Source organism: Flavobacterium sp. Root420 (genome assembly GCF_001427905.1).
In the GTDB taxonomy this organism is placed as follows: domain Bacteria; phylum Bacteroidota; class Bacteroidia; order Flavobacteriales; family Flavobacteriaceae; genus Flavobacterium.
Window position 1 is genome coordinate 112,461 of sequence record NZ_LMEF01000032.1, and the last position, 13,890, is coordinate 126,350.

Consider the following 13,890-nt stretch of genomic DNA (forward strand, 5'->3'; position numbering starts at 1 on the left):
CTCTAAATGTCTGAAAATAAAATAAAATTCCTCGCTTACTACCTTCCGCAATACCACCCTATACCAGAAAATGATCTGTGGTGGGGAAAAGGTTTTACCGAATGGACAAATGTTACTAAGGCTAAACCTTTATTTAAAGGGCATTACCAGCCTATTTTACCAGCAGATCTAGGTTTTTATGATTTAAGATTACCGGAAATTCAAGAAGCACAAGCCAAATTAGCCAAAGAATATGGTGTTGATGGTTTTATATATTATCAATATTGGTTCGGGAATAATAAAATGCTGCTTGAAAAACCAGCGGAAGCTATGCTTTTTAATCAAAAAATTGGTATTCCATTTTGTTTTTGCTGGGCAAATGAAACCTGGAAAGGAATATGGCATGGCTTGGATAGTCCAGACATATTGATAGAACAGACTTATCAGGGAGAAAAAGGCTATCAAACTTATTTTGATTATTTACTGCCTTTTTTTAAAGATGAGCGTTATATTAAAATAGAAAATAAACCTATGTTTCATGTATACAGGTTTGATGATATTCCAGATCCAGATCAATTTATAAATGTATTTAATGATTTAGCCATTTCAAATGGTTTTGATGGTATTCATTTTATAGGGACGCTTGGTTCTGATACGATTCTAAAAAACAATCATGTATATGGAAAGGTTGGTATTGACGTTTTTCATAAAATGAGATATAAAAAAGGATTTTTATTTGAGGGAGTCAGATATTTAGGATGGCTGGAAAGACAAATTAAAGTAAAGCTTGGTTTTACAAATGAATTAGGTAAAAGATTGAAACCTTTAATTTTTGACTATAAAAAAGCAGTTTCCTGTTTGAATTTGACTTTTCCGAACGAAAAATACATACCCTGTGTTTTTCCAAATTGGGATAATTCAGCAAGAAGTGGAAAAAAATCATTAATTTTTGTGAATTCGAGTCCAGACTCTTGGAAGAATCATTTAAAAAAAGCAGTGAAAGAATTGATTAAAAACCCAAAAAATCCCCAATTCATAGTTATAAAATCATGGAATGAATGGGCAGAAGGAAACCATTTAGAACCTGATTTGAAATATGGTTTAAAGTGGCTGGAAGTGCTAAAAGAAGTTAAAAGAAATTATAGAAATGAGTGAGATTTCGAATGAATTAGTAAGTATATTACTTCCTGTTTATAATGGTGAAAAATACCTTTCCTTATCTATTGAAAGTTGTCTAAGTCAGACTCATAAAAATATAGAGTTGATAATAGTAAATGATTGTTCTACTGATAACACTTTGAGTATTGCTAATCAATATGCACAAAAAGATAATAGAATTAAGATTATAAGCAATTTTGAAAATAAAAAATTACCAGCAAGCTTAAATATTGGTCACAATGAAGCAAATGGAGATTTTATAACATGGACAAGTGATGATAATTTTTATGAGCCTGATGCTTTAGAAAAACTTTTAAAATCATTGCTAGAGAATGAAGTTGATATTGTTTATAGTAATATTTTCTTAATTGATAATTTAGGCAACAGAATAAGAGAAGTTAGATTATTAGGAGTAGAAAATTTAATTTTTGGGAATGTTATAGGATCTTGTTTTTTATATAGACGAAATGTCTTTCAAAAAAATAATGGTTATAATGAAACTTTATTTTTAATTGAAGACTATGATTTTTGGTTACGTGCTATCTTACATAGTAAATATTGTAAACTTGATCAGTTTTTATATAATTATAGAAAACATGAGGATAGTTTAACGAATCAGATTAAAACAGTTAGTGACAAACAAATTATTTGGAAAAAAAATATAGAGGCGATGTATCTTGAATTTTCAAGAAATTTTATAGATCATGATTTTGAAGTTTTTTCAGAATTACAATCTAAAATACTAAGTTGTCAACAAATAAAATTTGAGTGGATTATAAAAAATCATTCTACTATTAAAAAATTCCAAGAAAACATTTCTAAAAATAAAAACTTTCAAAATAAAAAAGCAACCGGGAAAGTTTTTTTGAATCAGATAATCATGTTGATGGTATCAGATTTTGTCAGAAAAAAAAGTAAGTTTTATTGTTTTTTCATATTTAAAAATTATTATCCATTTTTAGATAAAAATAGTATAAAAACTTTAATAAAGTACTCCTGTTTTAAATGAAAAAAAAAGTAACTATAATCATGGCGACTTATAATAGAAGCCATTTTATTTTAGAATCTTTACGGTCTATTCAGAATCAAACCTATTCAGAATTTGAATGTTTAATAATTGATGACGGAGGAAGTGATAATACATTAGAAGTTGTTGTGCCAATTCTGGAGCAAGATCCAAGATTTAAATTTTTAAGACGTCCAGATAATTATAAGAAAGGATTGCCTGGTTGTCGAAATTATGGTATCGATTTAGCACAAGGTGATTACATTATATTTTTTGATGATGATGATATTGTACATCCACAGAATTTAGAATTGTGCACAGGAGAATTAAGCAAAACTGAGGTTTCATTCTGCAGATATCAACGAGAAGTTTTTTTTAATGAGTTTGATTATAACTTTGATTATTCTAAAACATGTACCACTTTTAAAATTGATAGTAGCGATGTTGAAAGAGTCTTAAATCATGAATTACCCTTTAATTCCTGTGCGGTAATGTGGAAGAGAGAATGTTTTGAAAAGAATCGTTTCGTTGAACATTTGATGTATGCTGAAGAATGGGAACTATATTCTAGAATAATATCTTCGGGATTTAAAGGAATATCAATTAACAAGTGTTTATTTTATGGACGAAAACATGCCAATTCAAATACTGGTGAATTTTTTCAAAATAATCCTGTTAGAATGGCTTCTCAAGCTGATGCAGTTGTTTTGGTTGTTCAAAATCTTAAAGAAAAACAATTACTTACAAATTCATTGCTTCAATATTTCATAACTATTTCTATTAGTTTCAAAGAGTATGATTTATTTAATAGAATATTAAATGTTTTGGATTTAAGTGTTTTTAAAAGTTTAAAATGGATTTTTTTTTATCAATCTTATCCTTTACGTCTGCCCATTTATAAAATAAAAAAGAGATTTAAGCAATGAAAATTCTACTTTGTTTCGGTACGCGCCCAGAAGCCATCAAAATGGCACCATTATATCATAAGTTACAAAAGGAAAATTTTGAAGTTATTGTGTGTGTAACAGCTCAGCATCGTGAAATGCTTGATCAGGTTTTGGATTTTTTTGAAATTAAACCTGATTTTGATTTAGATTTAATGCAATCGAACCAATCTTTAAATAGTTTAAGTGCACTTATTTTATCAAAAATAGATACTGTCCTTAGGAAAACAGACCCAGATTTAGTTTTAGTTCATGGGGATACAACAACTTCTTCAATGGTAGCTTTGGCAGCTTTTCATTTAGGCATAAAAGTAGGTCATGTAGAAGCTGGGCTACGAACCTATAATAAAAAGGCCCCTTTTCCAGAAGAAGTTAACAGACAAATAACAAGTAGACTAGTAGATTTACATTTTACACCAACAGTCGAAGCGACAGAAAATTTATTAACTGAAGGAATTCTAAAAGAAGATATTATTCAAACGGGTAATACCGTAATTGATGCTTTACTTTGGACAACAAATAAAATTGGTAAACCTGGCTATGGCCATCCCGAAATTGAAAAATTAAAAAAGAAAATTATAGAAAATAAAAAAATGGTTTTGGTGACAGGCCATCGAAGAGAGAACTTTGAATCAGGCTTAAAAAATCTTTGTGAAGCACTTTTGGACATTTCTCAAAGAGAAGATGTTTTTATAGTATATCCGGTTCATTTAAATCCAAATGTAAAAAAAACGGTTTATGATTTATTGTCTGACAAACAAAATATTCTTTTAATTCCTCCTGTTTCATATCCTGTTTTTGTCTGGTTAATGCAGCAATCTTTTTTAATTGTGACAGATTCTGGAGGTATTCAGGAAGAAGCACCGTCATTAGGAAAACCTGTTTTGGTGACCAGAGAAGTTTCTGAAAGACCAGAAGGTGTAACAGCAGGATTTTCAACTTTGGTCGGAACCGATAAAGATAAAATAATAAACACAATAGAGGAAATTTTAAATGATTTTAAAGGTTTTGAAAATGTAGGGAATCCTTACGGAAATGGAGATGCCGCAGATAAGATAGTCACTTATTTAAGTAGTTAATTATGTTTAATAAGAGAAAAAGAAAATCTTTGTTTTTAAAAATAATAAAACACATACCTTCTAACTCAGCCAGGATTTTTTTATTGGAAAATATGTTTGGCTATTCTATTGGAAAAAATGTCAAAATTGGGAAAGTCATAATAAACTGCAATAAAGTAACAATTGGTGATAATGTTTACATTGCAGACAATAACCTAATTTTATGCAACGAATTGTCAATAGGACAGAAAACTTCAATTCATTCCGGGAATGTATTTCAGGGAAGTGCTAATTTCTCTATTGGCACAAATTCAAGAATTATAAATAATCATTATTTCGATTTGTATCATAATATAGAAATAGGCAATAACACTTGGATTGCTGGTAAAAGTAGCCAGTTTTGGACACATGGTTCCATTCACACAAAATTAAAAGACAAAGAGCTTTCAATTGTAATTAAAAATGATGTTTATGTTGGTTCGGCATGTTGTTTTGCGCCAGGAGTACAGATTGAAAGTGAAAATTTAATAGGATTGGGAAGTGTTGTCACAAAAAGCTTTTTAAAAAGCAAAACTATTATTGCGGGTAATCCAGCATTAGTAGTAAAGCAAGATATAGATTGGAGAATAAACTGGTAAAATGATAAAAAAAGTACTCGTAGTAGTAGATTCTATTAATATAGATGATAGCAGTGGTTCTAAAGCAAACGTAGCTTTGATTAATAACCTAAATGAAGCCGGTTTTGAAGTTGCCGTTTATCATTATACTCAAAAGCATATTCAATTAAAAAATATAAAGACGTTTTCTATCCCAGAAATAAAATGGAGTTTTAATTATTTGTTTAGCAGATTTTTTAGAGTCATAAATCGAAATTTTAAAATAAATTTTGCTCCATTTTTCGAAAAGAGATTGGGTTTTTCTTTTACTTTTTTTAATGATACACAAAGTATTATTAAAACCTTGAAAAAACAGTCTTTTGAGCCTGATTTAGTATTGACTTTAAGTAAGGGAGCTAGTTTTAGACCACATTATGCAGTTCTTAAATTACCTCATTTACATGATAAATGGATGGCATATGTGCACGATCCTTTTCCTTTTCATTATTATCCAAGACCTTATAATTGGATAGAACCTGGATATGACAAAAAAGAATCCTTTTTTAGAGAAATTTCAGAAAAAGCAAAATATAGCGCTTTTCCAAGTCAATTGTTAAAAGAATGGATGAGCAGTTATTTTTCTAATTTTGAAAAAACTGGAATTATTATTCCGCATCAAAATGCAAAATACGAAATTCAAAATAATGGTTTTCCCTCTTATTTTGATGTTTCGAAATTCAATATATTGCATGCCGGAAATTTAATGAAAGAACGTTCACCGGAAGGCTTGATAAAAGGCTTTGAAATATTTCTTACTAAAAATAGTGAAGCAAAAAAAGATGCAAGACTTATTTTATTAGGAAATGCATCTGATTATACTGAACTTCTTGATCATTATAAAAATGACATTCCTGAAATATATATCTATAACGGCAATAAATCTTTTGATGAAGTATTTCTTGTACAAAAAAATGTTTCGATTAATGTCATTTTAGAATCAAAATCAGAGATTAGTCCATTTCTTCCAGGAAAATTTCCGCATTGCATAGAGGCAAATAAAGTTATACTTTCCCTAGCCCCTTATTACAGCGAAACGAGACGACTTTTAGGAAATAATTATCCTTATTGGACGGAGGTTGATCAGGTAGAGAAGATAGCTGTTATCATTGAAGATCTCTATCAATTATGGAAACAGAACCCTGATAACCTGAACTTGAATAGGAAGGATTTGGAGGATTATTTGTCTTCAGATTATTTGAAAAAAGTAATTAATAAAGATAATTTGAAAGATGCAATATAAATTTACAATTGTTATTCCGACAAAAAATCGATTAGAAGATTTAAAAATTACTTTAGAAAAATTAAAATTTTTATTTGAAAGAGGCGATGTTCATTTCTTAATTTGTGATGATGGTTCAACGGATGGTACTTTTGAATATATATCAACACATTTTCCAAAAATTGAAATCTTTTCAAATAAGATTTCCAGAGGAATTCATCATACTAGAAATCGACTCATGGAGAGAGTGAAATCTCCATATGCAATAAATATAGATGACGATATTCATTTTATTACCCAGGACCCTATAGAAATAATCGAAGAATATTTCAATTTAAACCCAAACTGTGCTATTCTGGGGTTTAGGATTTTTTGGAGTAAATCGCTGCCTGATTCAATAGAGACTAATGACATACCACACAGAGTGAAGAGTTTTGGCGCTGGCGCAAGTGTTTGGCGAATGTCGGCTTGGAATGAAATCCCAAATTATCCTGAATGGTTTGTTTTTTACGGAGAAGAAGATTTTGCTTCTTACCATTTATTTAAAAAAGATTGGGAAATACATTATTTGCCTGAAGTTTTAGTAAATCACAGGGTAAATATAAAAGAGAGAAAAAAAGGCCAAGATTACAGTTTACGTTTGCAAAGATCATTACGTTCTGGTTGGTATTTGTACTTTTTGTTTTATCCAATTCGTGTTATCCCAAAAAAACTGGCTTATTCGGTTTGGTCGCAATTCAAGTCAAAAGTTTTTAAAGGAGATTTTAAAGCGCTAAAAGCAATTTTACTAGCATTGTTTGATTTGATATTTTCAATTCCGAAAATCATTAAAAATTCAAATCGATTATCAATAAAAGAATATAACGTTTATCAAAAATTAGAAGAGACAAAACTGTATTGGCATCCAGAAGATAAATAACATGTTTTATGAAAACGATCGCTATTATTCCAGCTCGGGGAGGATCTAAACGACTCCCTCAAAAAAACATAAAAGAGTTAGGTGAAATTCCCTTGCTCGCGCACAGCATTTTGTACGCTAAAGCGAATGAACAAATTATTGACGAAATCTATGTTTCGACAGATGATCAAGAAATCAAAAAAATTGCTCTAGAATATGGGGCAAAAGTCATAGATCGGCCTGAACATATTTCCGGAGATTTAGAGCCAACCGTTTCAGCTTTAAAAAATGTTCTGGAACAAATTTCTGATGAGGTAGAAAATGTTATTCTTTTACAGCCTACAAACCCATTGAGACCAGAAAATGTACTGACAAAAGCTTTCCATATTTACGAAAAAGAAAAATTTGACAGTTTGTTTACAGTTTCCCGAAATCATCAAAAGTTTGGAAAAATTATTGAAAATAAATTTATCCCATATAATTATAAAATTGGACAGCGGAGTCAGGATTTAGAACCTCTTTTCTTTGAAAATGGATTGCTTTATATCACAAAGGCATCTTTGATTTTTGATGATATAATTATTGGAGAAAATTCATTTCCTTTCGAAATAGATCATATTTTTGCCACTGTTGATATCGATACAAAAGAAGATTTCGATTATGCAACATATTTATACCAAAAACATTTAAACCCTAATTCATAACCTACTTTATGAATCCATATATAGAAATTGCAGGAAGAAGAATCGGACAAGATTTTCCACCATTAGTTATTGCCGAGATCGGAATTAATCATGAAGGTTCATTGCAAATTGCCAAAGAGATGGTTGATGCCGCAAAAAGAGCCGGTGCTGAAATTGTAAAACATCAGACTCATATTGTAGAAGACGAAATGAGCGGCGCTGCCAAAAAGGTAATTCCAGGCAATGCAGATGTTTCTATCTATGAAATTATGGAACGCTGTTCTTTGAATGAAGAAGACGAATTAGAACTTAAAAATTATGTCGAAAGCAAAGAAATGATTTTTATTTCTACGCCATTTTCTCGTGCAGCTGCTGAACGATTAAAGAAATTTGATCTTCCAGCTTATAAAATTGGTTCAGGCGAATGTAATAATTACCCATTATTAGAACATATTGCCTCTTTTGGAAAACCGGTTATTTTAAGTACAGGTATGAATACAATTGAAAGTATTCAAAAAGCCGTTGCTATTTTTGATAAGAATAATATTCCTGTGGCACTTTTGCATACCACCAATTTATATCCAACACCAATTCATTTGGTGCGCTTTGGTGCGATGTTAGAACTGCACGAAGCTTTTCCTGATAAAGTTTTTGGCTTAAGTGATCACACGCTTAATAACAATGCTTGTTTAGGAGCAGTGGCTCTTGGCGCAAGTATTTTAGAAAGACATTTTACAGATCATATGCAAAGAACAGGTCCGGATATTATTTGCAGTATGGATGAAAAGGCCTGTCATGAACTAATTGTTTCCAGTGCAGAAATGGCTTTAATGCGTGGTGGAACAAAAAAACCAGCCTTAGAAGAACAAGTAACAATTGATTTTGCATTTGCTACTGTTTGTGCAATATCGCCCATTAATAAAGGAGAAGTTTTTACAAAACAAAACATTTGGGTAAAGCGCCCGGGAACAGGTAAAATTCTGGCAGAACATTTTAATGATTTAATCGGAAAAACGGCAACAAGAGATATTGAAAATGATGAACAATTGATCTGGGAAGATATTACTTAATGAAAGATTTTGTAAAATTTTTATTGACTAAAGTATATCAGTTTAAAGCAATTGATGAAAAATATATTCAGAGCGCTTTTGAATTAACTGTTATTGATGTTAATTATCACTTTCCTGACCTTGCCAGAGAAGAAATCAAAGATAGAATAACAACAAATTCAAACGAGTTAGGTGTTTTTTTATTTCGTTTAGGAAACGTTTTACATAAAAATGATCAGGAAGATCTAAAGCCGCAAATACATTGGCTGCTTAAGGAATTATGTTCTTGTGAAATTTATTTTAATAATGAAATAGGCGAAGGTTTTTATATTGTGCATGGCGAAGGAACTGTCATAGGAAGCAGAAACAAAATAGGTAAAGGATTTAAAATTCATCATGGCTGTACTATTGGGCATAAAAAAAATGGAGGAGGAAATGGCAATACAATAAGTGATAATGTTACGATGTACTGTAATTCTTCAATAATTGGAGAACTTACAATAGGTGATAATGTCATTATTGGCGGGCACACAATGATCATCAACAATATTCCGGATAATAGTTTAATAACTCAAAAAGGAGAGTTATTGATTCGTCAAATTTAAAACAAAATGAAAAAAATAGTATTTCTTACCGGAACTCGTGCTGATTTTGGAAAGATAAAATCATTGATTTCAATTTTGGAGGAAAAACGCGAGTTTGAAGTTTTTGTATTTGTAACAGGGATGCATTTACAAGAAGAATACGGGTATACTTTAATTGAAATTGAAAGATGCAATTTTAAAAATATTCATACTTTCAAAAATCACACGCACGAAACCACAATGGATTTAACTCTTGCCAAAACAATCGAAGGTTTGTCTCATTATTGCAAAGAGGTAAATCCGGATATGATTGTAGTGCATGGTGACAGAGTTGAAACGTTAGCTGGTGCGATTGTAGGATCACTTAATAATATTTTAGTTTCACATATAGAAGGAGGAGAAGTTTCAGGAACTGTAGATGAATTGATAAGACATAGTGTTAGTAAACTTAGTCACATTCATTTTGTTTCTAATAATGAAGCAAAAAAGAGATTGATTCAAATGGGAGAAATCACTGAGTCTATTTTTACGATTGGTTCCCCAGATATCGACATTATGTTCTCCGATCAATTGCCTGAATTAGCAATTGCAAAAGATTATTATAAAATTGATTTTGATAAATATGCCATCGTAATGTTTCATCCGGTTACTACTGAAATTAAGGAAATGCAAAAATATGCAGAAACCTTTGTTGATGCTTTACTTCAAGACAATCATAATTATATAGTTATATTTCCTAATAACGATTTAGGAAGTCAGCACATTATTCAAGCATACGAAAAGCTAAAATACAATTCTAGATTCAGAATTTACCCATCACTTCGTTTTGAATACTTTTTGACGTTATTAAAAAACAGTCAATTTATTATAGGAAATAGCAGTGCAGGAATACGAGAAGCGCCTTATTATGGAATTCCAATTATTAATATCGGTACACGTCAACAAAATCGAGCTGTTCACGCTGATATTATCACTACAGATTATTTCGAAGAAGATATTAAAAAAGCACTTTCGATTATTGACTCGCATATAGTAAAAATTGTTACAGATGATTTTGGTCAGGGTAATAGTAATGAACTATTTCTTCAGTGTCTCCAAAAAGATGATATTTGGAAACTCAATCATCAAAAACAATTTAGAGATTTATCTAATTAATGAAAACTGCACTTAAAAAAGTATATTATAAATTCTTAAAATTAAAAAACAGGATACTAAATGGAAGACCTGTTTTAGTAACTATGTATCACAGAGTTAATAATGTTGTTGGAGATAAATTAACTCATCTCACAGTAAGCGTTGAGAATTTTGAAAATCAATTACTTTATTATAAAGAAAATTATCAGATTTTGAAACTCAATGAAGATTGGACTTCTCTAAAAAAAACAGGATTAGTAATTACTTTTGATGACGGATATGCAGACAACTTCATAAATGCTTTGCCATTATTGGAAAAACATCAAATTCCAGCAACTATTTTTGTAACCACATTAAATATCAATACAAAAAATGAATTTTGGTGGGATAGATTCATTTTTGATTATGCTGATTGTGACGAATTATTTTATCTTCCAGATGTAAAAAATAAAGTATCAAAGTCGAATACTGTTTATAATGATATTACAGTTAAACTTAATAAATTATCGAATGCAGATAAGGAAAAATGGTTTATTGAATTTGAAAAAATAAATCAAATACCTTTTTCTCCTAGAGAAGAATATCGTTCATTAACAAAATCTGAATTAAAAAGATTATCGGATCATCCTTTAATTACATTAGGAATTCATACACACAATCATTATTTTTTAGGAAAATTGACTTATCAAGAACAAAAGCAGGAGTTAAGATTATCCATAGAAAAGCTAAATGAATTAACTAATAAAAATATTAAATATCTGGCTTTGCCTCATGGCTCTTATAATTTGGACACTATTAAAATCGCAAAAGAATTAGACTTATTAGTAATTTTATTAGCGAATAATTATTATTCAAATAAAAAAAATAAAGCAAGCAGAAAAATGAATAGAATTTTAATGCCAAATATTAAAGATGAGGCTTTATTAAACTATTTAAGAAATTACGATTTCAAAATCTTATAATTTTAACAAAGCAATTTGCGATTGAAATCTCAAAATAATCAGATTAAAAGTACTTTATAAATAAATGAAAAAATTAGGAGTTGTAATAACCGATGGAGTTGGATTTAGAAATTTTATCATGAGTGATTTACTTGCAGAAGCGGTAAATCAGTTTGATACCGTTATCATTTATTCCGGTTTACCTGAAAGCTGTTATCCAAAATTAAATAATCTAAAACTTGAAATAAAAGAGCTTAGCGTTTTTAAAGAAGGAAAAATAACTTGGGCTTTTAGGAAATGGAAAGAAATTGCACATTTGCAGAAACATAAAAATTTTTATGGAATGAATGATAATCTGATTGTTGGTTATCCTAAAAACAATTCTCTTCGGTCTATATTTGTGAAAAGTATTTATTTTTTTACGAAATATGTCAATACTAATTCAAGCATTTTATTGGCTGAAAAACTTCAATTTTTATCTTTTTCAAAAAATAAAATAACAAAGGAATATATTGAAATCCTTAAAAAAGACCAACCTTCTCATTTATTTTTTACGCATCAGAGACCCCCATATTTAGCTCCTTTTTTATTCTCAGCAATTCAGTCAAAAATTCCAACGAGTACTTTTATTTTCAGCTGGGATAATTTAGCTTCAAAAGGAAGGATGTTGGGAACTTTTGATAAATTTTTAGTATGGAGTCAATTAATGAAAGATGAGATGCTTTATTTTTATCCAAATGTGAAAAATGAAAACGTTCAAATTGTAGGAACACCCCAATTTGAACCATATGTTTTGGAAAAATATAAATCTTCAAGAGAAAACTTCTTTAATAAATTTGGACTAGATAATACTAAAAAAATAATTTGCTATAGCTGCGCTGATGTTTCAATTGGACCAAATGATCCTATAGTAATTAGGGCGATTGTTGAAGCTATCAAAAATAAGGAAATTAAATTTGATGTACAGCTTTTGGTACGAACTTCTCCTGCTGAAGATGATAGCAGATTTAAAGCTATTCGTGATGAATTTCCGGAGATTATATGGAATGTACCAAAATGGGTATTAACCAGAGAAAATCATCAGGAAAACTGGTCACAAAGAATTCCAAGTGATGAAGATATTAGCGATTTGCGTTCAGTACTCGAAAACTCAGATTTAAGTATTAATATGTGCTCTACAATGAGCCTTGATTTTATGCTTTTTGACAAGCCGGTAATTAATACGGTTTTTGGAAATCTGCAAAACGGACTTTACAATGATCAAAGATTTTTGAATTACATTCATTATAAAAAAGTAATAGATGGAAATGCGGTAGTAATTGCGAAAGATGAAAAGCAATTAATCGAACAAATTAATCAGACTTTTAAGAATCCAAGCGAAAGAAAAAAAGATCGGGAAGCCATGATTGATTTACAAATAGGTCAAAATTTACAAGGAACAAGTAAACGTATTGCATCAACTTTAGCTGCATTTCATGATTAATAAAAAAATAGCCGTAATCTGCCATTATGAATTACTTCCGGAAAGAGTGGGAGGTATGGATTATTTTTTCTGGGATTTTGATAAAAAATGCAAAGAGAATGGAACTGAAATAGACTGGTTTTTTCCAAATATTTCCAATCATGGAAGTTATTCTAATTTAAAGATTTATGCAAACAAATCTGGAAATTTAGAAAATTATTTTCTTGCTTTTTGTAAGCAAAACAAAAAAAATTACACGCACGTTATTACTCATTTTGTAGAATTATGCACGCCTTTTTTTTATAAAACAAAGAAGTTTACGAATGCGAAAATTATTGCTGTTGACCATAATCCAAGACCTTTAAACGGTTATTCATTCAAAAAAAAGATAAATAAAAAAATAAAAGGGATTTTGTTTTCGAGATATATTGATGTTTTTGTCGGTGTATCCAATTATACTGTAAAAGAAATTTTAAAAGATTTTGGATCTCACTTGAAATCTAAAACGATAACAATTTACAATGGAGTTATTTTAGATACTATTGTAAGTAGAGAAACCAGAAATACAATTAAACCTAATTTTTTAATAGCGTCACATCTTAGGGAATCAAAAGGAATTCAGGACTTAATTGAAGCTGTGCAACTTCTTCCTTTGAAAATAAAAAAGGAAATAAAAATCACAATTTATGGTGACGGTCCATATAAACAGCAATTGGTAAATAAAATCAAAGAATACTCTCTTGAAAGTTGTTTCGATTTCATGGGAAGTAAATCAAACCTTAATGAGATTTTTTCTAACTATGATTATATGTTGCAGCCAACGCATATGGAATGTTTCAGTTTATCAATTTTAGAAAGCCTTGCCGCAAATGTGCCTGTAATTACGACAAATGTTGGCGGGAATACCGAAGTTGTGTCATCGGGTAAAAATGGATATATTTTTCAAGTCAAAAATATTCAGGAATTAAAACAAATTCTCGAAGATGTTTACTTAGGAAACAAAAAGATATCTATTAATACAAGAGAATTAATTACCAATTCCTTTTCTTTGCCGAAAATGGTAGACAATCATTTAAAACTAATTTTAGAAGAAGTCTATTAAATTTAAAATTCATAAAT

General features: G+C 29.8%; 14 protein-coding genes. All 14 read left to right on the forward strand.

The annotated features are described in order from the left end of the window. The first annotated feature begins 6 nt into the window (after positions 1 to 6). The 14 genes from ASC72_RS20815 (at position 7) to ASC72_RS20880 (ending at position 13,873) form a co-directional block, all read left to right on the forward strand. Positions 7 to 1,134 carry a glycoside hydrolase family 99-like domain-containing protein gene (locus ASC72_RS20815; protein ID WP_056195446.1) on the forward strand — a complete coding sequence of 376 codons (1,128 nt, stop codon included), beginning with the start codon at positions 7 to 9 and terminating at the stop codon, positions 1,132 to 1,134. Further along, positions 1,127 to 2,146, forward strand: coding sequence for a glycosyltransferase (locus ASC72_RS20820; protein ID WP_056195449.1), 1,020 nt, complete (start codon positions 1,127 to 1,129; stop codon positions 2,144 to 2,146). The genes ASC72_RS20815 and ASC72_RS20820 overlap by 8 nt, the downstream gene beginning before the upstream one ends. Then, positions 2,143 to 3,069, forward strand: a complete 927-nt coding sequence (locus tag ASC72_RS20825; protein ID WP_056195452.1) for a glycosyltransferase family 2 protein — start codon at positions 2,143 to 2,145, stop codon at positions 3,067 to 3,069. Before ASC72_RS20820 ends, ASC72_RS20825 begins: the two co-directional genes overlap by 4 nt. After that, positions 3,066 to 4,166 (forward strand): non-hydrolyzing UDP-N-acetylglucosamine 2-epimerase, encoded by a 1,101-nt coding sequence (gene wecB, locus ASC72_RS20830; protein WP_056195455.1) that lies wholly within the window; start codon positions 3,066 to 3,068, stop codon positions 4,164 to 4,166. The genes ASC72_RS20825 and wecB overlap by 4 nt, the downstream gene beginning before the upstream one ends. Before the next feature lie 2 nt (positions 4,167 to 4,168). Next, positions 4,169 to 4,783, forward strand: coding sequence for a hypothetical protein (locus ASC72_RS20835; RefSeq protein ID WP_056195458.1), 615 nt, complete (start codon positions 4,169 to 4,171; stop codon positions 4,781 to 4,783). A gap of 1 nt (position 4,784) precedes the next feature. Beyond that, positions 4,785 to 6,041 (forward strand): glycosyltransferase family 1 protein, encoded by a 1,257-nt coding sequence (locus ASC72_RS20840; protein WP_056195461.1) that lies wholly within the window; start codon positions 4,785 to 4,787, stop codon positions 6,039 to 6,041. Continuing rightward, on the forward strand, positions 6,031 to 6,939 hold the full coding sequence (locus tag ASC72_RS20845; protein ID WP_056195465.1) for a glycosyltransferase family 2 protein: 909 nt from the start codon (positions 6,031 to 6,033) through the stop codon (positions 6,937 to 6,939). Before ASC72_RS20840 ends, ASC72_RS20845 begins: the two co-directional genes overlap by 11 nt. A gap of 8 nt (positions 6,940 to 6,947) precedes the next feature. Continuing rightward, positions 6,948 to 7,622, forward strand: coding sequence for a cytidylyltransferase domain-containing protein (locus ASC72_RS20850; protein WP_056195468.1), 675 nt, complete (start codon positions 6,948 to 6,950; stop codon positions 7,620 to 7,622). Positions 7,623 to 7,630: 8 nt separating this feature from the next. Next, positions 7,631 to 8,671 (forward strand): N-acetylneuraminate synthase, encoded by a 1,041-nt coding sequence (gene neuB / locus ASC72_RS20855; RefSeq protein ID WP_056195470.1) that lies wholly within the window; start codon positions 7,631 to 7,633, stop codon positions 8,669 to 8,671. After that, positions 8,671 to 9,255 carry a hypothetical protein gene (locus ASC72_RS20860; protein ID WP_056195473.1) on the forward strand — a complete coding sequence of 195 codons (585 nt, stop codon included), beginning with the start codon at positions 8,671 to 8,673 and terminating at the stop codon, positions 9,253 to 9,255. The genes neuB and ASC72_RS20860 overlap by 1 nt, the downstream gene beginning before the upstream one ends. 6 nt (positions 9,256 to 9,261) lie before the next feature. After that, positions 9,262 to 10,389 carry a UDP-N-acetylglucosamine 2-epimerase gene (neuC, locus tag ASC72_RS20865; protein WP_056195476.1) on the forward strand — a complete coding sequence of 376 codons (1,128 nt, stop codon included), beginning with the start codon at positions 9,262 to 9,264 and terminating at the stop codon, positions 10,387 to 10,389. Next, positions 10,389 to 11,330 carry a polysaccharide deacetylase family protein gene (locus ASC72_RS20870; protein WP_056195479.1) on the forward strand — a complete coding sequence of 314 codons (942 nt, stop codon included), beginning with the start codon at positions 10,389 to 10,391 and terminating at the stop codon, positions 11,328 to 11,330. The genes neuC and ASC72_RS20870 overlap by 1 nt, the downstream gene beginning before the upstream one ends. Before the next feature lie 64 nt (positions 11,331 to 11,394). Continuing rightward, the gene (locus ASC72_RS20875; RefSeq protein WP_056195482.1) at positions 11,395 to 12,792 is read left to right on the forward strand and encodes a hypothetical protein; all 1,398 of its coding nucleotides are present in this window, start codon (positions 11,395 to 11,397) and stop codon (positions 12,790 to 12,792) included. Continuing rightward, positions 12,785 to 13,873, forward strand: coding sequence for a glycosyltransferase family 4 protein (locus ASC72_RS20880; protein ID WP_241775768.1), 1,089 nt, complete (start codon positions 12,785 to 12,787; stop codon positions 13,871 to 13,873). The genes ASC72_RS20875 and ASC72_RS20880 overlap by 8 nt, the downstream gene beginning before the upstream one ends. Positions 13,874 to 13,890: the final 17 nt, after the last annotated feature.

Excerpts from the sequence above, each read along its gene's own strand:
- ASC72_RS20850 (WP_056195468.1), top strand. The coding sequence starts at position 6,948 with ATGAAAACGATCGCTATTATTCCAGCTCGGGGAGGATCTAAACGACTC.
- neuC (WP_056195476.1), top strand. The coding sequence starts at position 9,262 with ATGAAAAAAATAGTATTTCTTACCGGAACTCGTGCTGATTTTGGAAAG.
- wecB (WP_056195455.1), top strand. The coding sequence starts at position 3,066 with ATGAAAATTCTACTTTGTTTCGGTACGCGCCCAGAAGCCATCAAAATG.
- ASC72_RS20880 (WP_241775768.1), top strand. The coding sequence starts at position 12,785 with ATGATTAATAAAAAAATAGCCGTAATCTGCCATTATGAATTACTTCCG.
- ASC72_RS20870 (WP_056195479.1), top strand. The coding sequence starts at position 10,389 with ATGAAAACTGCACTTAAAAAAGTATATTATAAATTCTTAAAATTAAAA.
- ASC72_RS20825 (WP_056195452.1), top strand. The coding sequence starts at position 2,143 with ATGAAAAAAAAAGTAACTATAATCATGGCGACTTATAATAGAAGCCAT.
- ASC72_RS20860 (WP_056195473.1), top strand. The coding sequence starts at position 8,671 with ATGAAAGATTTTGTAAAATTTTTATTGACTAAAGTATATCAGTTTAAA.
- ASC72_RS20815 (WP_056195446.1), top strand. The coding sequence starts at position 7 with ATGTCTGAAAATAAAATAAAATTCCTCGCTTACTACCTTCCGCAATAC.
- ASC72_RS20820 (WP_056195449.1), top strand. The coding sequence starts at position 1,127 with ATGAGTGAGATTTCGAATGAATTAGTAAGTATATTACTTCCTGTTTAT.
- neuB (WP_056195470.1), top strand. The coding sequence starts at position 7,631 with ATGAATCCATATATAGAAATTGCAGGAAGAAGAATCGGACAAGATTTT.
- ASC72_RS20845 (WP_056195465.1), top strand. The coding sequence starts at position 6,031 with ATGCAATATAAATTTACAATTGTTATTCCGACAAAAAATCGATTAGAA.
- ASC72_RS20875 (WP_056195482.1), top strand. The coding sequence starts at position 11,395 with ATGAAAAAATTAGGAGTTGTAATAACCGATGGAGTTGGATTTAGAAAT.
- ASC72_RS20835 (WP_056195458.1), top strand. The coding sequence starts at position 4,169 with ATGTTTAATAAGAGAAAAAGAAAATCTTTGTTTTTAAAAATAATAAAA.
- ASC72_RS20840 (WP_056195461.1), top strand. The coding sequence starts at position 4,785 with ATGATAAAAAAAGTACTCGTAGTAGTAGATTCTATTAATATAGATGAT.